This window comes from Caulobacter sp. 05T431 (assembly GCF_056665975.1).
Genome location: NZ_JBFTKU010000002.1, coordinates 396,045 through 416,865 on the forward strand (window position 1 = coordinate 396,045; position 20,821 = coordinate 416,865).

The 20,821-nt window shown below is 69.7% G+C and carries 19 protein-coding genes; 11 read left to right on the plus strand and 8 right to left on the minus strand.

Going from position 1 to position 20,821, the window contains the following annotated elements:
• Window positions 1-74 precede the first annotated feature (74 nt).
• Entirely contained in the window at window positions 75-1,277 is a 1,203-nt protein-coding gene (locus tag AC1U89_RS03610; protein WP_479898319.1) for an acyl-CoA dehydrogenase family protein, read from the minus strand.
• Window positions 1,278-1,370: 93 nt separating this feature from the next.
• Here AC1U89_RS03610 and AC1U89_RS03615 point away from each other — a divergent pair, with 93 nt between their 5' ends.
• Complete coding sequence (locus tag AC1U89_RS03615; protein WP_479898320.1) at window positions 1,371-2,144, plus strand: helix-turn-helix transcriptional regulator; 774 nt, start codon at window positions 1,371-1,373, stop codon at window positions 2,142-2,144.
• Window positions 2,145-2,347: 203 nt separating this feature from the next.
• Window positions 2,348-3,451 (plus strand): endonuclease/exonuclease/phosphatase family protein, encoded by a 1,104-nt coding sequence (locus AC1U89_RS03620; protein ID WP_479898321.1) that lies wholly within the window; start codon window positions 2,348-2,350, stop codon window positions 3,449-3,451.
• On the opposite strand, the gene AC1U89_RS03625 is transcribed toward AC1U89_RS03620, so the two are convergent.
• From AC1U89_RS03625 to AC1U89_RS03635, 3 genes are read right to left on the minus strand one after another with little or no spacing between them, the layout of a single operon-like run.
• On the minus strand, window positions 3,452-4,363 hold the full coding sequence (locus AC1U89_RS03625) for a ribokinase (RefSeq protein ID WP_479898322.1): 912 nt from the start codon (window positions 4,361-4,363) through the stop codon (window positions 3,452-3,454).
• A 23-nt stretch (window positions 4,364-4,386) separates the two neighbouring features.
• Window positions 4,387-5,187 (minus strand): flagellar type III secretion system pore protein FliP, encoded by an 801-nt coding sequence (gene fliP / locus AC1U89_RS03630; RefSeq protein ID WP_479898323.1) that lies wholly within the window; start codon window positions 5,185-5,187, stop codon window positions 4,387-4,389.
• Complete coding sequence (locus AC1U89_RS03635; RefSeq protein WP_479898324.1) at window positions 5,187-5,516, minus strand: hypothetical protein; 330 nt, start codon at window positions 5,514-5,516, stop codon at window positions 5,187-5,189. The genes fliP and AC1U89_RS03635 overlap by 1 nt, the downstream gene beginning before the upstream one ends.
• A gap of 142 nt (window positions 5,517-5,658) precedes the next feature.
• On the opposite strand from AC1U89_RS03635, the gene flgB reads away from it, so the two are divergent.
• Genes flgB through fliE form a run of 3 tightly spaced genes read left to right on the plus strand, consistent with a single transcriptional unit; the run spans window position 5,659 to window position 6,862 of the window.
• Window positions 5,659-6,108, plus strand: a complete 450-nt coding sequence (gene flgB, locus AC1U89_RS03640; RefSeq protein ID WP_479898325.1) for a flagellar basal body rod protein FlgB — start codon at window positions 5,659-5,661, stop codon at window positions 6,106-6,108.
• A gap of 12 nt (window positions 6,109-6,120) precedes the next feature.
• Window positions 6,121-6,540, plus strand: coding sequence for a flagellar basal body rod protein FlgC (flgC, locus tag AC1U89_RS03645; RefSeq protein ID WP_479898327.1), 420 nt, complete (start codon window positions 6,121-6,123; stop codon window positions 6,538-6,540).
• Between the two features lie 13 nt (window positions 6,541-6,553).
• Window positions 6,554-6,862 carry a flagellar hook-basal body complex protein FliE gene (fliE, locus tag AC1U89_RS03650; RefSeq protein WP_479898328.1) on the plus strand — a complete coding sequence of 103 codons (309 nt, stop codon included), beginning with the start codon at window positions 6,554-6,556 and terminating at the stop codon, window positions 6,860-6,862.
• Between the two features lie 180 nt (window positions 6,863-7,042).
• Here the strand turns inward: fliE and AC1U89_RS03655 are convergent, their stop codons facing one another.
• From AC1U89_RS03655 to AC1U89_RS03665, 3 genes are all read right to left on the minus strand, one after another.
• Entirely contained in the window at window positions 7,043-7,327 is a 285-nt protein-coding gene (locus tag AC1U89_RS03655; RefSeq protein ID WP_479898329.1) for a hypothetical protein, read from the minus strand.
• 60 nt (window positions 7,328-7,387) lie between these two features.
• Window positions 7,388-9,208 carry a hypothetical protein gene (locus tag AC1U89_RS03660; RefSeq protein WP_479898330.1) on the minus strand — a complete coding sequence of 607 codons (1,821 nt, stop codon included), beginning with the start codon at window positions 9,206-9,208 and terminating at the stop codon, window positions 7,388-7,390.
• 332 nt (window positions 9,209-9,540) lie between these two features.
• A complete protein-coding gene (locus AC1U89_RS03665; protein ID WP_479898331.1) occupies window positions 9,541-9,807 on the minus strand; it encodes a hypothetical protein in 267 nt (88 codons plus the stop codon).
• 158 nt (window positions 9,808-9,965) lie between these two features.
• Here AC1U89_RS03665 and AC1U89_RS03670 point away from each other — a divergent pair, with 158 nt between their 5' ends.
• Together AC1U89_RS03670 and AC1U89_RS03675 are read left to right on the plus strand one after the other, a co-directional pair.
• On the plus strand, window positions 9,966-10,730 hold the full coding sequence (locus AC1U89_RS03670) for an ATP-binding cassette domain-containing protein (RefSeq protein ID WP_479898332.1): 765 nt from the start codon (window positions 9,966-9,968) through the stop codon (window positions 10,728-10,730).
• On the plus strand, window positions 10,723-12,270 hold the full coding sequence (locus AC1U89_RS03675) for a glycine betaine ABC transporter substrate-binding protein (RefSeq protein WP_479898333.1): 1,548 nt from the start codon (window positions 10,723-10,725) through the stop codon (window positions 12,268-12,270). Before AC1U89_RS03670 ends, AC1U89_RS03675 begins: the two co-directional genes overlap by 8 nt.
• 149 nt (window positions 12,271-12,419) lie before the next feature.
• Here the strand turns inward: AC1U89_RS03675 and AC1U89_RS03680 are convergent, their stop codons facing one another.
• On the minus strand, window positions 12,420-12,893 hold the full coding sequence (locus AC1U89_RS03680; RefSeq protein ID WP_479898334.1) for an Lrp/AsnC family transcriptional regulator: 474 nt from the start codon (window positions 12,891-12,893) through the stop codon (window positions 12,420-12,422).
• Window positions 12,894-13,029: 136 nt separating this feature from the next.
• On the opposite strand from AC1U89_RS03680, the gene AC1U89_RS03685 reads away from it, so the two are divergent.
• The 4 genes from AC1U89_RS03685 to AC1U89_RS03700 all read left to right on the plus strand — a co-directional run bounded on the left by AC1U89_RS03685 (window position 13,030) and on the right by AC1U89_RS03700 (window position 20,801).
• On the plus strand, window positions 13,030-13,392 hold the full coding sequence (locus tag AC1U89_RS03685) for a VOC family protein (RefSeq protein WP_479898335.1): 363 nt from the start codon (window positions 13,030-13,032) through the stop codon (window positions 13,390-13,392).
• 65 nt (window positions 13,393-13,457) lie between these two features.
• Window positions 13,458-15,134 (plus strand): alkaline phosphatase PhoY, encoded by a 1,677-nt coding sequence (phoY, locus tag AC1U89_RS03690; protein WP_479898360.1) that lies wholly within the window; start codon window positions 13,458-13,460, stop codon window positions 15,132-15,134.
• 188 nt (window positions 15,135-15,322) lie between these two features.
• Window positions 15,323-17,896 carry a family 20 glycosylhydrolase gene (locus AC1U89_RS03695; RefSeq protein WP_479898336.1) on the plus strand — a complete coding sequence of 858 codons (2,574 nt, stop codon included), beginning with the start codon at window positions 15,323-15,325 and terminating at the stop codon, window positions 17,894-17,896.
• Between the two features lie 472 nt (window positions 17,897-18,368).
• Window positions 18,369-20,801, plus strand: coding sequence for a TonB-dependent receptor plug domain-containing protein (locus AC1U89_RS03700; protein WP_479898337.1), 2,433 nt, complete (start codon window positions 18,369-18,371; stop codon window positions 20,799-20,801).
• The last annotated feature ends 20 nt before the right edge of the window (window positions 20,802-20,821 follow it).

The following is a 20,821-nucleotide window of genomic DNA, read 5'->3' on the forward strand; positions in this document are numbered from 1 at the left end:
GCCGGCTCTGATGGGGAGCGTGCGGGTCGCGGCCGGGGGGGACAAGCTATCGGAATCGATAGGGGGCGGGCGCGTCAGAGGCCCAGCACCAGCTTGGCGATGATGTCGCGCTGGATCTCGTTGGAGCCGCCGTAGATCGAGGCGGCGCGGTTGTTCAGGTAGCGGGCCATGGTGGTCAGGCCGTGCTCCGGCCCCACCGGCGGGGTGTTGGAGCCGGCCGCGCGCGCCTGGGGCTGATGCGGCGCGGCGTAGGTCGCCAGGGCGTCCACCGCCACCTCGTCCAGCCGCTGCAGGGCTTCCGAACCCTGGGCCTTGAGGATCGACGAGGCCGGGCCCGGATTGCCGCCGCCGGTCAGGGCGCTCAGCACCCGCCGCTCGGTCATGTCGATGGCCAGGGCCCCGATCTCGGCCTCGGCCAGGCGGCGACGGTGGTGCGGGTCTTCCAGCAGCCTCTCGGTCTCGTCGCCGGCCTCGTCGCCCGCCTGGGCGCGCAGGCGCTCCAGCCCCGCGTGGAGACCGGCCGCGTAGCCGCCGCCGCGCTCGAATTCCAGCAGGTGCTTGGCCACGGTCCAGCCCTGGTTCTCTTCGCCCAGCCGGTCGGCCTTGGGCGTGCGGACCGCGTCGAAGAACACCTGGTTGACCTCGTGCTCGCCGGCCAGGGTGATGATCGGGTCCACCCGGATGCCGGGCCGGTCCATCTCGATCAGCAGGAAGGTGATGCCGGCCTGGGGCTTGCCCTCGGTCGAGGTGCGCACCAGGCAGAACATGTGCGTGGCCCAGTGGGCGTGGGTGGTCCAGATCTTGGCGCCGTCCAGCACGTAGTCGTCGCCGTCCTGTACGGCCCGCATGCGCAGGCCGGCCAGGTCCGACCCCGCGCCGGGCTCGGAATAGCCCTGGCACCAGTAGTCCTCGCCCGAAAGGATGCGCGGCAGGTAGCGGGCCTTCTGCTCGGGCGTACCGAACCGCATGATGGCCGGGGCGACCATCCGCAGCCCCATCGGCGCCAGGTGCGGCGCGCCGGCCCGGGCGCATTCGGCGAAGAAGACGTGGCGCTGGATGTCGGTCCAGCCGGGACCGCCGTACTGGGCCGGCCAGGTGGGCGCCGCCCAGCCGTGGGCGTGCAGGATGCGCTGCCAGGCCAGGCTGTGATCCTTGTCGCAGAACACGCTGGTCATGCGGCGCCCGACCTGGCGCAGTTCCGGCGTCAGCTCGGCGTCCAGGAAGGCGCGCACCGTGTCGCGAAAGGCCCGGTCGGCGCTCGACAACTCCAAATCCACCCGTCCCGGCTCCTCTCCCGACGTCGTCGGGGAAACTTGCGAAGAGGGGAGGGCCGCGCGCAAGCTATCGGAACCGATAGGGAAAGCACGTCGATGACGACCGCCGGCGAGGACATCCAGCGCCTGGCGCGCGTGACGGCCCTGGCCGAGCGCGTGCGCGATCTGGGCCGCGACATGGGGCTGCCCTACGTGGCCGTCAGCGCCGACATCTCCAGTCCTGACCCCATGGTCGGGGTGGATTCCAGGCCGCTGGCCGAGAGCGTGTTCGAGTGGCTGGACGCCTCGCTCCACTACTGGCGCGACCGGTCCTTCGCCCTGCGGGCGCCGTTCATCCTGGCCGCGCGCTGCACGGCCGAGCCGTTCTTCTATCACCAGGGCCGGTTTTCCAGCTGGCGGCCGCTGGCCCGGCTGGAGGCGATCGAGGTCGGCGAGGCGGCCAAGACCTTCGGGGTCGAGGCGGCGATCATCGCCCCGGCCCACCTGACCGGCGGGGTGATCGGGGCGGTGGTCTGGGCCTCGTCCCAGCCGGTGGCAGACCTGCCGGCGCTGTATGCGGCGCGGTCGGACCAGCTGCATGGCGCGGCCCTGCGCCTGGTCTCGGCCTATCGCGACCGCCAGGACGACGACGCCCCGCCGGTGCGCCTGACCAAGCGCGAGATCCAGTGCCTGAAATGGGCGGCGGCCGGCAAGACCGACGCCGACATCGCCCAGATCATCGGCATCTCAGGGCCCACTGTCCGCTTCCACGTCCAGAACGCGGCGCTGAAACTGCGCGTGGCGGGCCGCGCCCAGGCCGTCCACCGGGCGACGGGGCTGGGCTATATCGGCGCGATGGGCTCGAGCCAGGGGCGGGGCGCGGAGCGGTAGGATATCTGTCGTCAGCGCTCGGTCTGGAAAATAAAACCTTCGCATTCGCTTCACCTGGCCGTCGCCGACTCAGCGGAGACAGGCTTCGCCGGCAATAGAGCTCAGTAAACATCCGGCTGCGTCTGAACTACGCGCCGTCTTGAAGGACGACAGAGGTCTGGTTCGTCATTCAAAGCGGCCCGCATGTCTGGGAGCGGCGAATGATGAGTTTGGCGATTCTGGCCCTGGTTCCCGCCGTGGCGGTCCTGGCCCCCGACGCGATCGATCTCGGCGCCTCGACAGGCGGTGGCGCTGTCGTCCCGCCCGCCCCCCACAGCACCGAGATCAGCGTGCTCACCTACAATGTCCGAGGTCTGCCCTGGCCGCTGGCCAGCGGCCGCGCCAAGGCCCTGAAGGCGATCGGGCTCGAACTGGCGACGATGCGGCGCGACGGCCGCCAGCCCGACGTGGTGCTGATCCAGGAAGGCTTCCGCGGCGAGATCGCCGACCTGGTCGAGGCCAGCGGCTACCGCTACTGGGCGCGCGGGCCCAGCCGCTTCGAACGCGCCTCGGAGGCGGGGCCGGAAGACGGGCGGCGCTACGCCACGGTGCGCTATCCCTCGTTCGGCGAGGGCTGGGGCAAGTTCACCGGCGCCGGCCTGCACGTGCTGAGCGATGCGCCGATCACCGACGTCGAAGACACGCCCTACCGCTACTGCGCCGGCTTCGACTGCCTGGCCAACAAGGGGGTGATGCTGGCGCGCCTGGCGCTTCCGGGCGCGCCCGGCGCGATCGACATCGTCAACACCCACCTCAACTCGCGTCGCGCCGCCAAGGTGCCGGTCGCCGGGTCGCTGCGGGCCCACAACCTGCAGACCGAAGAGTTGGTGACGTTCATCAACGCCCATCGCGACGCCGATCGCCCGCTGCTGGTCGGCGGCGACTTCAATGTCCTCGACGCTCCCGACCGCTACGACTACCGGTCCGCCGAGCGGCCGTATCAGGTGGTCAGCGAATTCTGCAACCGCGCCGCCGATCCCTGCGACGGCCAGGCCCTGGGGCCTCCGGCCGCGCGGCCCTGGCTTCGCTCCCAGGACCTGCAGGCCTTCGCCGGCGCCGGGCCGGTGACCGTGCGGCCGATCCGGATCGAGACGCTGTTCGGCGCTTCCCGGTCGGGGCGGCGGCTGTCGGATCACGACGGCTATCTGGTGCGCTACCGGCTCAGCTGGGATCCGGCGGTCGTGGCCGCCGCGTCGCCGCGGCCGCCCGTCGAGGTTCGGCCCCAGCTGCGCAGCGGCCTCGGCGTCAAGGTGACCTGGCGGCGGTAGCTACCCCTCCAGGAACTGCTCCACTTCCCGCCGGCTCGGCATCGACGGTGCGGCGCCCGCCTTCTGCACCGACAGGGCGGCGGCGGCGTTGGCGTGCTCGACCGACTCGCGCAGGTCCATGCCGGCGGCCAGGCAGGCGGCCAGGGCGCCGCAGAAGCAGTCGCCGGCCCCGGTGGTGTCCACGGCCTTGACCTTGCGGCCCTCGACCAGGAAGGCCTCGTCGCGGCGCACGGTGGCTACCCCGGCCGAGCCGAGGGTGACGATCACCGTCTGGTCCGGACGGCTCATCAGCTTGCGCGACACGCGGCTGACCTCTTCCAGGCGCGAGGGCTCGTGGTCCAGGCGGGCGTAGGTGGCCAGTTCGGTCTGGTTGAGGATCAGGATGTCGGTCAGCGGGAACAGCGCCGCGCCCTGCGGCAGGGCGGGGGCGGCGTTCAGAATGCGCAGGGCGCCCTTGGCGACGCCGGCCCGGAACAGGGCCTCGATGGCCGGGGCCGGGGTCTCCAGCTGGCAGAGCAGCACGCGCTGGCCCTCCAGCGGCGTGGCGGCCACGTGCTGGGGCGTCAGGGTGGCGTTGGCGCCGCTGGTGACGACGATCATGTTTTCGCCGCTGGACCCGACCCAGACGTGGGCCTGGCCGGTCGGGATCGACGGCAGTTCGGCCACGTCGGAGACCTGCACGCCGTAGCCGGCCAGCTTGGCCTTCAGGCTGGGGCCGCTGTCCTCCTTGCCGACCGCGCCCATCAGCCGGGTGGCCGCGCCCATGCGGGCGGCCGCGACGGCCTGGTTGGCGCCCTTGCCGCCGGGGAACAGCTCCAGCGAGATGCCGGCCACCGTCTCACCCGGCCGCGGCAGGTCGTCGACCCGCGCCACGGCGTCCAGATTGATCGACCCCAGTACGAAAACGCCCATCGCCCTACTTCTCTAATCGCTCTCTAACCGCCGCCGGACCCACGCTGGAAGCTCTCGACCAGGCTGCCGGCGACCAGTCGCCAGCCGTCCACTAGCACGAAGAAGATCAGCTTGAACGGCAAGCTGATCGTCGCGGGCGGCAGCATCATCATGCCCATGCTCATCAGCACGCTGGCGACCACGAGGTCGATGACCAGGAACGGGATGAACAGCAGGAAGCCGATCTCGAAGGCCCGCTTCAGCTCCGAGATCATGAAGGCCGGGGTCACCACCTTCAGCGGGGTGTCGACAGCGGTCTTGGGCTTTTGGATCTTCGATAGGCGGATGAACAGGGCCAGGTCGTCCTGGTCGACCTGGCGCAGCATGAACACCTTCACCGGCTGGGCCGCGGCGTCGAAGGCCTCGGGCATCTCCATCTGCTTGTCCAGCAGCGGCTTGATCCCGGCGTCGTACGACTGCTCGAAGGTGGGGCCCATGACGATGGCGGTCAGGAACAGGGCCAGGCTGATGATCACCGGGTTGGGCGGGCTCTGCTGGACGCCGATGGCGGTGCGCAGCAGGCCCAGCACCACCACGATCCGCACGAACGAGGTGGTCATGATCACGATCGACGGGGCCAGCGACAGCACGGTCAGCAGGCCGACCATCTGCACCACGCGCTCGGACAGGCCCGCGCCGGTGCCCAGGTCGACATTGATCGCCGACTGGGCCACGGCCGCGGCGGGACCGATCACGGTGATCAGCCCGGCCAGCACCGAGATGATCGCGGCCTGGCGAAGGTCCTTGGGGTCGGCGCCGGTGATCAGCTTGAGCAGGCGGCGCATCAGACCACGATCTCCCCGGAGGGCTTGTTGTTGGCGGCGGGTTTGGCCGGGGCGGGGGCCTTGCGGGGCTTCCTGGAACTCCAGTCCAGAAGCTGCCCTTCGCCCAGCATCAGCAGGCGCTCCTCGCCGTCCAGGGTGAACAGCACCAGGCGGCGGGTGGGGTCCAGGACCAGGGTCTCGACCACCTGCATCCGGCGGTCCTTGCGCAGGGTGGTCACCCGGGCCAGGGCGTCCGGCCCCCACTTGCGCAGCGCCACGCCGGCCAATCCCACCAGGCCCAGGGTGATGGCCAGGGCGGCGACGGCGCGGATCAGAAGGAAGATGTCCATGACGCCTGGAAACGGAGGAGGGGCTGGAAGGAGAAGCTGAGTCGCGGAAGAGAATAGCGCAGGGCGCGACGCGGAGCCGCACCCTTGGTGTGCAGCACGGTCCTTAATGCGTGATTAACCCTGTTTCTTCACCATGACTCGCATGGGTCCCGATGACATTCCTCTGTTCGCGATGCTGAAGAGCCGCATGGGCTATCTGTCCCAGCGGCAGAAGGTCATCGCGCAGAACGTCGCCAACGCCGACACGCCGGACTACCAGCCGCGCGACCTGAAGGCCTACAGCTTCAAGGCGTCGCTGGACCAGCAGGCGACGGGCCAGCCCTATCGCGGCGGGCCGGTGTCGTCCCAGGCCACCAGCGGCGTTCAGATGGTGGCGACCAGCGCCGCCCACATGGCGCCGTCCAGGCCGTACAGCCCGTGGCGCTCGCCCGAGCAGGCCGACAGCGAGACCACCCTCGACGGCAATTCGGTGACGCTCGAGGACCAGATGCTCAAGATGACCGACGCACGCATGAACTACGACGCGGCCGTCGGTTTCTACCAGAAGTCCATGGCCATGCTGAAGACGGCCACGCGCCGTCCGGGCAGCTAGGAGTAAGTCCAGATGACCGAGATCCGCTCCCAGTCGATGGCGACCATGGCCATCGCCGCCAGCGCCCTGAAGGCCCAGCAGGGCCGCATGCGGGTGATCGCCGAGAACATCGCCAACGCCAATTCGACGGCCCGCACGGCCGGCGGCGACCCCTATCGTCGCCAGGTGCCGGTGTTCAAGCCGGCCCAGGTGGCCGGCGGCGAGGGCGTGGCCATGACCTCGGTCGATCCCGACCGCAGCGACTTCAAGACCGAATATGATCCCGGCAACCCGGCCGCCGACGCCAAGGGCTACGTCAAGCTGCCCAACGTCGACACCCTGGTCGAGGCGCTGGACATGAAGGAGGCGCAGCGCGCCTACGAAGCCAACATGAACGTCATCGAGACGTCGCGCGCCATGGAATCGCGCACGCTCGACATCCTGCGCAAGTAAGGGGCCCTAAGCGATGATGACCGCGCTCGCGGCCGCCAAGGCCTACGCCGCCCAGGGCTCGATGGCCATGCCGTCGATCGGCGGGGCCGAGGCCCCCAAGAAGGCCATGGACTTCGGCCAGATGCTGAAGTCGGCCATGACCGACACCCTGCACCAGACCCGCGCGGCCGAAACCAAGATGGCCCAGCAGGCGGCCGGCAAGGCCGAGCTGATCGACGTGGTCACCGCCATTTCCTCGGCCGAGGCCAGCCTGGACACGGTGATGGCCGTGCGCGACCAGGTGATCTCGGCCTATCAGGAAATCATGCGGATGCCGATCTAAAGGGCGCTTAGCCCTTATCGGCCACGCCTCTCCCTTTCGCCGTCATCCCGGGCCTTGCGCCCGGGACCCCTCCATCCGCCGCAAGTGCGAGTGGGGCGGTTCGCCGGCGAACCGCTTGCGCTTCACGTGGAAGCTGGATCAGGGGTCCCGGGCACAAGGCCCGGGACGACGGGCAGGGGGTTACGGCTTGCAGCCCAGCTGGATCCAGCAGCCGAACAGGTTGACCTGATCCTCGGTCCAGGCGGGCGCGGGGAAGGGCGGCATGTCGCCCGACTGCACCTTGCCGTAGATGGCGCTCGACCACATCACCACGCTGTCATAGTTGCTGAGGTCCAGCTTGCCGCCGGTGACGTTCTTCATGTGGCTGATGTCGGTGCCGTTGAACAGCGGCGCGATGTCGGTGGCGAAGCTGACGCTGGTCGGGCAGGTCAGGCCGGCGGCGAGCAGTTCACGAACGTTGGCCATGATGGCTTTCCCCTTCGAAGGAAATGGCTGGAGAGAAGGCCCGGCGGAAGGATGTCGGTCCTAGCGCCGGTAGACGAGTGCGCGGTTCTTGTTGGGAACCACCTGCGCGCCGGAGCTTGAGATCCCCGGCACGGATTCCGGCGTGCCCACGATGCCGCGCGCCAGGATCACGCTGAAATCGCCGCCCAGGCTCTGGCCCTGGCTGCCGTGGCAGCCCATGCACCCGCCCATGTCGTGGCCGACGGTTTGGAAATAGGTGTTCTTGTGGGTGCCGCCGCCCGGCTCGTCGAACTGCGAGGCGTAGTCGGAATTGGCGCCCGTGCCGCCGACCCCGCCCACGGCGCCGACCAGGCCGCCGCTGAAGATCTGCAGCGGGCGGTTGGTCTCGACCATGATGTTGGCCAGGTAATAGCTGGCCGGGTTCTTGTCGGTGTTGGGATCGTTGCCCGTGTAGAAGCCGGGCTGGGTCTTGTCGATCGGCGTGTATTGCACGTTGACCAGCTTGTAGAAGGCCCACGGCGAGCTCTTGATCTTGTTGGCGGTGTTGTAGGCGGCGATCGCCGCGTGGGCGGCCTTGTTGGCGTTGACGATCACCGGCGGGATCGGGTTGGCCCGGTAGTTGATGCACACGAAGCCGCCGACCGGCAGGGCCGTCAGGGTCGAGGTGTTCAGGTAGTAGGCCTGGTTCTGCGGCAGCTGCGCGGTGCTGGACGTGCAGTAGGCGGCGTTGGCCGGGTTCAGCGTGACGTTCGGCGGCACCTGGCTGGGCGACACCGTGCCGGTGTCGTTGAAGGTCAGGGCCGGGATCACCGGGCAGGGCGCGGTCTGGTCCGAACGGCAGGGCGGCAGGCTGGCCACGGCGCCGTCGACGTCCTCGACCGGCTTGCCGGCGGTGGTCAGGATGTTGTCGGCCTGCTCGAAGGTCGCGTAGATGAAATAGGGCGCCGAGGGCGTCTTCTGGATGATGTGCAGCGACACCAGGCCCCAGGTCGCCTCGTTGTAGCAGAGCGAGGAGCCCTCGCCTTCGTAGTACCGCACCTTGGTGGTGTGGAACCGCGTGACGTCCTCCTTGGCGGGGTTCAGCATCCGCCAGCCGGCCTTGATCTCGATGGTGTTGTTGGGAAGGCTGACATAGCTGGTGCCGCCGGGAGGCGGGTCGCCCTGGGTCTTGAAGTAGTTGATCGTCGCCGTGCGCAGGGCGCGCGACGGACCGTTCACCGCATTGATCTTCTGGACGTAGTCGAACTCGGCCCGGTTGGCCTTGGCCATGAAGCGGATCAGCTGCGGGGCGCTGTTGTCGGGCGTGGGCGTGGCCACCCCGACCCCGGCGTACATCGCCGCCAGGGTGATCTCGGTGGTCTCGTCCAGATTGACCCAGGCGGCCTGGGCGGGCGGCTGGCCGCCGTTGCAGGGCGAGATCGGCGAATTGTAGACGTCGGCGTAGGTCGGGATCTGGTCGTAGGGCTGGGTGGCCCCGGCGGTGAAGATCTCGGCCTTGCCGCGGAAGGTCTGCCAGGTCAGCGGGCGGGTGGCGCAGTTGGGGTCGCCGAACAGGCAGTCGGCGGCGGGCGTGTCGCGGTCGCCGACCGCGCCGGTCTGGATCTTGGCCGGCCAGTTCAGGGCGATGAATTCCTGCCAGGCGAAGGCGGCGGCCTGGTCGAGGGAGGCCTTGGCCGCCCCGCCGCCGCTGGGGTTCAGCTCGCCGGGCGGGGTGGAGCTAATGCTGATCGGCGTGGTCGCCAGCTCGGCCTTGGCCGCCCCGGTCGGCGGCTTGGCCGAGCAGGCCATCAGCAGGCCGCCGGCCAGCAAGGCCCCGGCCGCGATCGCCGCGAGGCGGAGCAGGGACTTGGGGGCGGTCTCGCGCGGGGTGAGGCGGATCATCGGCGACGCTCCTGGTCTGGGCTCGGCTTGCGGCCGGCGAGCGGGAGGGCTCGGCCGCGCCGACGACGGGACGCTGGCGCCTTTCTGGATTTTCCCCCATAAGGCGCAGGCGAATTGATATCGACCTATGAGGGAGTCTTAGGGCGAGTTTTCGCGAAGCGCAACTAGAGCGCGCGAAAAAGCCGTGTTCGCGTCATGGGTTTTCGCGGCCGCGCCCGAGCGGGCGAGGTCGGTCGTCCGCCGAGAGGACGATCAGGCAAGAGGGCCTAAGGCCTTCGCTCGGGAGGAGGCCCGGGCGACGTTGGACGACGGGTTCTAGTGAGGGTCCCGCCTCAGCGCGTGATCGTGATGTTCACCTGGGGCAGGGCGGCGATCCAGGTCGCGGTCACGGCCTGGGCCTCGTCCACCAGCCGGTGCACGTCGATCACGCCGCGCGCCGTGGCGATCATGCCGCCCCAGACGACCGCGTTCAGCAGCACCATGGCCGCCACGGCCCAGCGCAGGCGCGCCAGGGCGGCGCGGGCCCGCTTCTGGGCGGGCAGGACACGGGCTTCGAACGCGGTGGCCTCGAACTGGCGGCCGTCGACGGCGAGGGTCATGATGGGTCTCCTGGGAACCGCCCCCCGTCGCGTCGCGCGCGCCGGGAATCAGCTGAAGCATTAGGCTTCCCACGCCGCGCGTTCTGACTGACTGTGACAGGACGTCCCTGCGACAGCGCGTCCTAGCGCTTGTTTCGCCGTCACCGACCTGGAGCCGCATGACCGACGCCATCGTTCTGGAGGGGGTGAGCAAGGCGTACGACGGCGCGGCCGTCCTCCAGCCCGCCACGCTGTCCATCGCCAAGGGCCAGTTCGTGGCGCTGGTCGGCGGGTCTGGGGCCGGCAAGACCACCCTGCTCAAGACGATCAACGGCCTGGTCGCGCCGGACGGCGGGCGGGTGCTGATCGACGGGGCCGCCGCCGCCGACCTCGACGGCCCGACCCTGCGCCGGCGCATCGGCTACGTCTTCCAGGAGGTGGGCCTGTTCCCGCACCTGACCGTGGCCGAGAACATCGGCATCGTGCCGACCCTGCTGGGCTGGGACGCCGCCGCCATCGCCGCGCGGACCGACGAGCTGCTGGACCTGGTCGCCTTGCCGCGCGAGGTGGCTGGGCGGAGACCGCTGGCCCTGTCCGGCGGCCAGCGCCAGCGGGTGGGCGTGGCCCGGGCCCTGGCGGCGCGGCCCGCGATCCTCTTGATGGACGAGCCGTTCGGCGCGCTGGACTCGGTGACCCGCGTCGCCCTGGCCGACGACGTCCGCCGCCTGCACGACCAGCTGGCCCTGACGACGGTGATGGTCACCCACGACATCGCCGAGGCCGTGCTGCTGGCCGACCGGATCGTGGTGATGAGCCAGGGGCGGATCATCGCCGACGACACGCCCAGGGCGCTGCTGGCCGGTCACTCGGACCCGGCCGTCGAGGCCCTGATGCAGGCCCCGCGCCGCCAGGCCGTCCGGATGCGGGAGATCGCCGGTGAGTAGCGGCCTGCTCTCCCTGTTGCCGGACCGCCTGGCCTGGCACGTCGTGCTGTCGGCCGCGGCCCTGGGGCTGGGCCTGCTGATCGCCCTGCCGCTGGGCGTGCTGGCCGCCCGCAGCCCGCGCCTGCGCTGGCCGTCCCTGGCCCTGGCCGGCCTGGTGCAGACCATCCCCAGCCTGGCCCTGCTGGCCCTGTTCTATCCGCTGCTGCTGCTGCTCTCGAACCTGGCCAAGGGGGCGTTCGGCCACGGCTTCTCGGCCCTGGGCTTCCTGCCGTCGCTGCTGGCCCTGACCCTCTATTCGATGCTGCCGATCCTGCGGAACACGGTGACCGGCCTGACGGGCGTCGACCCGGCGGTGGTCGAGGCGGCGCGGGGCGTGGGCATGACCGACGGCCAGCGGCTGTGGCGGGTGGAACTGCCCCTGGCCGCGCCGGTGATCATGGCCGGGGTGCGCACGGCGGCGGTGTGGACCATCGGGGCGGCGACACTCTCCACACCCGTCGGCCAGACCTCGCTGGGCGACTACATCTTCTCAGGCCTCCAGACCGAGAACTGGGCGATGGTCCTGACCGGCTGCGTCGCCTCGGCGGTGCTGGCCCTGGTGGTGGATCAACTGCTGGGCCTGGTCGAGCGCGGGGCCGAGCGGCGCGACCGCCGGCTGTGGGGCGCGGGCCTGCTGGGGCTGGCCGTGGGCCTGGCCGTCGCCGTCGCGCCCCTGGCGGCGGACCTGGCGCCGCGTCCGAGCCTCTACGTGATCGGGGCCAAGAACTTCTCCGAGCAGTACATCCTGGCCGAGCTGATGGCCGACCGGCTGGAAGGGCAGGGCGCCCAGGTCGACCGCAAGATCAACCTCGGCTCGGCGGTGGCCTACCGCGCCCTCGCGGCCGGCGAGATCGACGCCTATGTCGACTATTCCGGCACGCTGTGGGCCAACGTCCTGGGCCGCAAGGACAATCCAGGCCGCCAGGCGGTGCTGGACGGCCTGCGGACCGAACTGAAGCGCCGCGACGGCGTGGTGCTGCTGGCCCCGCTGGGCTTCGAGAACGCCTACGCCCTGGCCATGCGCCGCGACCGCGCCCAGGCGCTGGGGATCAGGACCCTGGCCGACCTGGCCGCCAAGGCTCCGAACCTGACCATGGGCGGCGACCTGGAGTTCTTCTCGCGGCCCGAATGGACCAGCGTCGAGACCACCTACGGCCTGCGTTTCAAGGCCAAGCGCCAGTTCCAGCCGACCTTCATGTACCGCGCCCTGGGCTCGGGCGAGGCCGACGTCATCTCGGCCTTCTCCAGCGACGGCCGCATCGCCGCCGACGATCTGGTGGTGCTGGGCGATCCGAAGGGGGCGCTGCCGCCGTACGACGCGGTGCTGCTGATCGCGCCGGGCCGGGCGCAGGACCGCCGCCTGCGCGAGGCGCTGGCCGGGCTGGACGGGGCGATCACCGTGGAAGCGATGCAGAGGGCGAACTTCTCGGTGGACCGGGATGCGGGGAAGGTTTCGCTGGCCGAGGCGGCGCGGGCGTTGGAAGCCGGTATTAAACACTAGTCATTGGATCCGCTCATCCCGGCGAATGCCGGGACCCAGATCCTATGGCGGTGTGGTGGGCTGGAAGAGCTCAGCGCTTTTGGCGTCGGCCTTAAAGCTATTCCATCTGGGTCCCGGCATTCGCCGGGATGAGCGGAGTTTTGAGTGACCTACTCCTCCTCCAACCCCACCGGGATCGTCAGCCCGCGCTTGACCACGCCCAGCGCCACGTTGGTCGTGAACTTGCGCACGTTGGGGTTCTCGATCGTCAGCCGCGCCATCAGGGCGTCGTAGGTCTCGGTGTCCGGCGCGGTGACCACCAGGATGAAGTCGGCCTCGCCGGTCACGTAGAAGGCCTGCTGCACGTGTTCCTGGCCCGCCAGCCAGGTGCGCAGCTGGGTCAGCAGTTCGGGCCGGTCGCGCTCGACCTCCAGCGAGACGATGAAGAAGGTCGGCCGTCCCACCTTGCGCGGCTCCAGCACGGCGGTGTGGCGGACGATGACGCCGGCCTCCTTCAGCTTGCGCAGGCGGCGCTGCACGGCCGAGGGCGACAGGGCCACGCGCTGGGCCAGGTCCTCGGAGGTGCGGCCGGCGTCCTCCTGGACGAGGTTCAGCAGTTGGCGGTCGAAGCGGTCGAGTTTCATGGGCGGGAGCCTACGCCAAATCCAGGCGCGCGAACGCCGAATTTCCGCGTTCTGAGACCCGTCTTCGCCGCCAAGCGTCACGCTGGCGCGGCTACACGTCACGGCGTCGTTTCACTCCCCTGAAAGGTCGCTTCCCTTGCTCGATCACCTCGAAATCCGCACCCGCCGCCTGGACGACTGCGTGGCCTTCTACCGCCAGGTCCTGGAGCCCACCGGCTATCGCCTGGTCGTCGATGGCCCCAAGAAGGGCTTCGGCTCGAACGGCGGCCGCCTGGACTTCTGGATTTGCGAGGGCGAGCCGTCGGCCGACGTGCACTACGCCTTCGTGGCCGCCGACCGGGCGGCGGTCGACCGGGCCTGGGGGCTGTCCGGCCAGCACGGCGGCGTCCAGGAACGGGTCCCGGCCGTGCTGCCCCAGATCCACCCGCACTACTACGCCGGTTTCGCCCACGATCCGGACGGCCGACTGGTGGAGTTCGTCAGCCACGCGCCAGCCTAGGCTGAAAGCCGGCGTTCGGTCAGTTCCGGCTTGCGACGGTTTTGTGACAGTGCTTGTTGAGCGCCATGTTCAGCTTGCCCAAAACCGTCGCCGCCGCGGCCTTCAGCGCCGTCGTCCTTACAGCTCCCCTGGCGCACGCCGCGCCGGTCGAGGCGCCCAAGCCCAAGCTGGTGGTGGTGATCTCGATCGACCAGTTCAGCGCCAGCCTGTTCGAGCAGTACCGCGCCGACTTCCACGGCGGCCTGGGCCGGCTGGCGCGGCAGGGGACGGTCTATCCCAGCGGCTTCCAGTCGCACGGCATGACCGAGACCTGCCCGGGCCACTCCACCCTGCTGACCGGCAAGTATCCGAACAAGACCGGCATCGTCGCCAACGACTTCTACGACCTGGCCACCGGCAAGAAGACCTACTGCCTGGCCGACCCGTCGATCGTCCTGGCCAACGATCCATCGGGCGGCGGCCGCCTGGCCAGCCCCAAGCTGCTGATGGCCGACACCTATGGCGACTGGCTGAAGGCCGTCTCGCCCAAGAGCCGGGTCTATGCTGTCTCGGGCAAGGACCGCGGCGCGATCAACATGGCCGGCCACAAGGCCGACGGGGTGTTCTGGCTGGAGACGCGGTTTGGCATGACCACCTGGGTCTCGCCGGGCGAGGACGCCAAGGCCAAGCTGGCCCCGGTGGCGGCGTTCAACGCCAAGCTGGTGGCCGACCAGAAGAAGCATCCGTTCACCTGGACCTACGGCGACAAGCGCTGCGCGGCGCTGGAGGACGACTACGTCACCGGCGGCCGGTCCTGGCGCGCGGCCTTGCCGCGCCCGGCGCCGAAGGACGAGGCGGCGGCGACCGACGACCTGTCGGTCAGCCCTTACACCGACCGCGTCACCCTGGACGCCGCCCAGGTCCTGCGCGACGAGTTCAAGCTGGGCGACGGCGAGGCGACCGACGTCCTGACGATCAGCCTGTCGGCCACCGACTTCATCGGCCACCGCTTCGGCACCAAGGGGCCGGAGATGTGCGACCACCTGCTGCGGCTGGACGACCGGCTGGGCGCGTTCCTGGACAGCCTGGACAAGGTCAAGGGCCAGGTCCTGGTGGTGCTGGCCGCCGACCACGGCGGATCGGACTTCCCCGAGCGCCTGGCCCAGCAGGGCTATGACGCCGGCCGGGTGCCGCCCACCCAGTGGCTGAAGGACCTGAACGCGGCGCTGCGCGGGCAGTTGGGCCTGGCCTACGACCCGCTGGTCCAGGCCGGCGGCATCGAGTCGCTGTACGTGGTCGGCCCCGACGGCAAGACGCCGACGGCCGGCGACCACGCCCGGATCACGACGGCGGCCCTGGCGGTCCTGGCCAAGCGGCCCGAGGTCTACGCCGCCTACGACTCCAACACCCTGTTCACGATGGCCCCGCCGCCCAAGGGCACGCCGCCGGACGAGATCAGCGTCGCCGAGCGCATGCGCCGCAGCGCCTATCCCGGCCGGGTGGGCGACATCCTGGTGGCCTTCCAGCCCTACCAGACCCCGGCCTCCGCCGGCGCGACCTACGTGGCCAGCCACGGCAGCCCGTGGAACTACGACCGCCGGGTGCCGATCCTGTTCTGGTGGAAGGGCGGCCCGGCCCGCGAGCGGGTGCTGCCGATCGAGACGGTCGACATCGCCCCGACGATCGCGGCGGTGACGGGCGTGCCGGTCCCCGCCGACGTGGACGGGCGCTGCCTGCCGCTGGGGGCTGGACCGGGCTGCTAGCCCCCACTGGAACCCTCTCCCATGGGGAGAGGGCAGGGTGAGGGGGTAAGGCGTTGGCCGGCGTGCCGGCAAAGCGTTCGCGCGAAATCGGTGAGGGCGTAATCCCTCACCCTCCCACGACTTCGTCGCGGGCCCCTCCCTCTCCCGCTGGGAGAGGGTTAGGGTGACGAAAACCCCGGGGAGCCTCCATGTCACGACGCCTGTTCGCGCTCACCGCCCTGACGCTCGTGACCACCGCCGCCCACGCCCAGCCTACTCAGCAGCAGCTGGACCGGTTCGCGGCCGAGCTCCAGGTGCGCTACCAGGTTCTCGACAACCGGCCCGCTCCCGCCGTCTGCGCGCCGTCGCCGTCGTGCCACCTGGCGGAACTGACCCTGGCGGCGCCGCGGACCCCGACCGCCGGCTGGTCGATCTATTTCAGCAGCGTCACCCCGATCCTGCAGGCCGACAACGACGGCTTCGCCCTGAGCCATATCAACGGCGACCTCTATCGCCTGACGCCGACGGCGACCTTCGCCGGTTTCGCGCCGGGACAGCCGGTCCGCATCCCCCTGAAGCTGGCCGGACATCAGCTGTCCGAGCTGTACCCGATGCCCAACTATTATTTGGCCGGCGAAGGGCTGGCGGCGCGGACCATCGCCAGCACCCGGCCGGCGGTTGATCCCGAGACGGGCCTGGAGAGCCTGCCGTTCGTCGCGCCCTTCACCGACGAGGCGCGGCTGGCCGGCGGTTCGGCGGCCGACGCGACGGTCTGGGCCACGGCGGCCAGGGTCTATGCGGTCAACGCGGCCACGGGGCCCGCCACCGGGGCGAATGTCCAGCCCGTCCCGGCCACCGCCGTCCTGCCCACGCCGCTGAAGACCAAACCGGACCCCAAGGGCGGATCGCTGGACCTGTCGCGCGGCTTGAAGGTCTCGATCAGCGGCGTGCCGCGCGCGCAGCTTGAGGCGGCGCTGGGCCGTCTGGCCAAGGCCGGGGCGGGCGAGGGCGCCCGGGGCGCGCCGCTGCGGGTGCGACTGGTCCCCGAGGAGAAGCTGGCGTTGGGCGGCTACCGCTTGGCGATCAAGACGGGCGGCGTCGAGGTGGTCGCCTCGGACCCCGAGGGCGCGGCCAACGGCCTGGCGTCGCTGACCCAGCTGGTGGACGCGCGGCGGACGGTCCCGCTGCTGACGATCGACGACGCGCCGCGCTTCGACTTCCGGGGCTTGCATGTCGACGTGGCCCGCAACTTCCACTCCAAGGCCGAGATCCTGGCGATCCTGGACCAGATGGCGGCCTACAAGCTGAACCGCCTGCACCTGCACCTGGCCGACGACGAGGGCTGGCGGGTCGAGATCGCGGGCCTGCCGGAGCTGACCGACATCGGCTCGCGCCGCTGCCACGACCCCGGCGAGCGGACCTGTCTGCTGCCGCAGCTGGGCGCGGGCCCCGACCCGTCCACCCCGGTCAACGGCTACTACACGCGCGCCGACTACATCGAGATCGTCCGCGCGGCCCAGGCGCGCCACATCCAGGTCATCCCGTCCTTCGACATGCCCGGCCATTCGCGGGCGGCGATCAAGGCGGTGGAGGCCCGCGCCGCCCGGCTGCGGGCCGAGGGCAAGCCGGAGGCCGAGGCCGGCCGCTACCTGCTGAGCGAAGCCGAGAACAAGAGCGTCTACAGCAGCATCCAGCACTACGACGACAACACCATCAACGTGTGCCTCGACAGCACCTATGCCTTCCTGGGCAAGGTGGTGGACGAGATGGCCGCCCTGCACGCCGCCGCCGGCCAGCCCCTGACCCGCTACCACATCGGCGCCGACGAGACGCCCGGGGCCTGGAGCGCCTCGCCGGCCTGCGCGGCGTATGAGGCCAAGACCGGGATCAAGCCCGCCGACCTGGGCGGCCACTTCATCGAGAAGGTCTCGGCCCTGCTGGCGGAGAAGGGCGTGGTGGTGGCGGGCTGGAGCGACGGCATGGGCCACGCCCAGCCCGACCGCATGCCGGCCAGGGTCCATTCCAACAACTGGGGCGCCCTGGCCGGCGAGGGGCCCGCCAGCGCCCACGTCCAGGCCAACCAGGGCTGGGAGGTGGTGATCTCGACGCCCGAGGTGATGTACTTCGACAGCCCCCAGGCCGCCGATCCCAAGGAGCGGGGCTACGACTGGCCCTCGCGCGCCACCGACACCCGCAAGGTGTTCGACTTCATGCCCGAGAACCTGCCGGCCCACGCCGAGCTGTGGACCGATTTGCGCGGCAAGCCTCAGGCCTCGAAGGACGATCATCCGCTGGAGCCCGGCGTGCGCTTCAACGGCCTGCAGGGCCAGCTGTGGAGCGAGACGATCCGCTCGGACGCCCAGGTCGACTACATGCTGTACCCGCGGATGCTGGCCCTGGCCGAGCGGGCCTGGCATGGGGCGAACTGGGAGACGCCCTACGTGCCGGGCAAGGGCTACGACCCCACGACCGGCGCCTTCACCGACGCGATGCGGGCCCGGCGCGACGCCGACTGGGCCGCCTTCGCCAACCTGTTGGGCCGGCGTGAGCTGGCGCGGCTGGACGCGGCGGGCGTGGCCTACCGCATCCCGACGGTCGGGGCGGTGGTCGAGGGCGGCAGGCTGCGGGCCAATGTCGAATTTCCCGGCCTTCCGATCGAATACCGGGTCGAGGGCGGCGCCTGGCGGCCCTACACGCCGGACGCGCCGGTCGCCGGGCGAGTCGAGGTCCGGGCCCGATCGGCCGACGGGAAGCGGGCGGGACGGAGTCTGTTCGTCCCCTGAGCCGGCCGTGGGCCCTTTCGTGCGCCTATGGAAAAGTCCGCCGAAATCGACCGTCCCGGCGGTGGGACGCGAGGGCCGCCACGGCGCCGGAATCCTGATCATCGCAGTGCACAAAAAGCATGGCGGGCGCCGTGCAAAGGGGCGCCGGGGGGCTTGAAGGCCTCCGTTACGGTCCCGCGACGGTCGCGGCGCTTGCAGAAATTTCAGCTTCGACGAAGTGTTTCAATCGCGGCATCGCCGTGAGTTGCGTCTGTATTCGCGTTCAATGACAAGAACACGACCATCGGGAAACGCCAGAGAGGAGAAAAACAATCGCGCCTAGACGGCGCACGAGGGGGTATACATGAATAGTCGTTCGCGTAACATCCTGTTCGCGGGGGTTTCGACCGTCGGAATCGCTTTCGCTATTGCTGCAAATGCTTATGCAGCTGAGGCTCCGGAACCTTCTCCCGACGTCGCCGAACTCGAGGCCGTGATCGTCACCGGGACGCGCACCACGGGCATGAAGGCCGTCGACAGCCCCGCGCCGATCACCGTCCTGGGCAGCGACGTCCTCAAGAAGACCGGCCAGCCGGACATGATCCAGGCCCTGGCCCAGAACGTGCCGTCGTTCAACGCCCAGGCCTTCGGCGGCGACACCGCCGCCCTGACCCTGTCGGCCAAGCTGCGCGGCGTCAGCCCCAACCACACCCTGGTCCTGCTGAACGGCAAGCGCCGCCACGGCACCGCCAACCTCGCCGTGCTGGGCGGGGCCTATCAGGGCGGCGCCGCCGCGGACCTGAACTTCATCCCGCTGGCCTCGGTCGAGCACGTCGAAGTGCTGCTGGAGGGCGCGGCCGCCCAGTACGGCACCGACGCCATCGCCGGCGTCATCAACATCATCCAGAAGAAGGCCACGTCCGGCGGTGAGGTGATCATCAACGGCGGCGGCTACATGGACGGCGGCGGCACGACCGGCGACCTGGCCATCAACATCGGCATGGCGCCGACCGAGAACTCGTACCTGAACCTGACGGGCGAGACCAAGTACCACGGCTACAGCTTCCGCGGCGCCTATGACCCGCGCGTGGTGGACTCGCCCTACAACGCCGGCGCCACCAACAGCCCGGCCAAGAGCTATCCGCAGGTCATCAACGCGGCGAACTGGCCGTACGTGAACCGCATCTCGGGCGACGCCCAGTACCGCCAGACCGTGCTGGCCTACAACGGCGGCGTCCAGGTCACGCCGGACATCGAGGTCTACAGCTTCGGCACCATCGCGCGGAAATGGAGCGCCGCGCACGAGAACTACCGCCTGCCCAACGTCGTGAAGGGCAAGATGGCGACCGACATCCCGTTCCCGCTGGGCTTCGACCCCAAGGAGTCGATCACCGAGACCGACTACGCCGTCACCGGCGGGATCAGCGGCGTGACCAACGCCTGGAACTGGGACCTGAGCTCGACCTACGGAAAGGACGACGACTCGGTCAACGTGCTGGATACGGCCAACGCCTCGCTCTACGCCGACACCTCCACGACCACGACCAAGGGCTACACGCCCACCGATATCCACGCGGGCGGATTCATCAACACCCAGTGGAGCAACACCCTCGACGTCAGCCACGAGTTCGAGGTCGGCCTGGCCGGACCCCTGACCTTCGCGGCCGGCGCCGAATACCGCAAGGAGAGCTACGAGATCACGGCCGGCGAGGTGGCCACCTATTACGGCGGCGGCTCGCAGTCGTACTTCGGTTTCGCCCCGGTCAACGCCGGCAAGCACAAGCGCAACAACAAGGCGGTCTATGTCGACCTGGCGGTCAGCCCGATCGAGCCGCTGAAGCTGGACGCCGCCGTCCGCTATGAGGACTTCAGCGACTTCGGCGACACCACCGTCGCCAAGCTGACCGGCCGCTACGACTTCTCGCCGGCCGTCGCCGTACGCGGCACGGTCAGCACCGGCTTCCGCGCCCCGACCCTGGCGGAGTCGTACTATTCGGGCATCAACGTCTCGCCCAGCTCGATCAGCGGCCAGCTGCCGCCGAACTCGCCCGGCGCGGCCCTGCTGGGCATCAACGGCCTCAAGCCCGAGAAGTCCGAGAACATCAGCGTCGGCCTGGTCACCCACCTGGCGCCCAAGCTGACCATGACGCTGGACGCCTACCAGATCAAAATCAAGAATCGCATCGTCAGCTCGGGCACGCTGTACGGCGAGAACGTGATCACCGTGAACGGCAACAAGGTGACCAACGGCATCGTCTCGCCGGCGGTCATCGCGGCCCTGGCGGCCAACGGCGTCAATGTCGACCCGACGATCCGCACCAACGCCACCTACAGCGTCGGCGCCAACATGTTCGTCAACGGCCTGGACACCAAGACCAAGGGCGTCGACTTCGTCGGCACCTACTACAGCGACTTCGGCGACTGGGGCCGGGTCGATTGGTCGCTGAGCGCCAGCTACAACAAGACCGAGGTGACCAAGATCGCGCCGAACCCGCCGGGCCTGGACCCGACGCTGACCCTGTTCGACGCCATCGCGATCGCCAACCTGGAAGACACCTCGCCCAAGTACAAGGTCATCGCCGGCGGCTACTGGAGCCTCGGCAAGTTCGCGATGAACCTGAAGGAGACCTTCTACGGCGAGACCTCGGGCCTCAGCACCGACAGCGGTTCGTCGGCGCTGATGAAGACCAAGATCAAGCCGGCGATGATCACCGACCTGGACCTCAGCTACCAGGTCCTGGACAGCGTGAAGGTGTCGATCGGCGCCAACAACCTGCTCAACTACTACCCGAACCGGATCAACGGCCTGCTGCGCGAGCACTACCTGAAGAACAACAGCAACGGCTACGTCACCCAGTTCCCGTCGTTCTCGCCCTTCGGCATCAACGGCGGCTACTACTACGGCAAGGTCACCTACAGCTTCTGATCCGCCAAACGCTTCAAGAC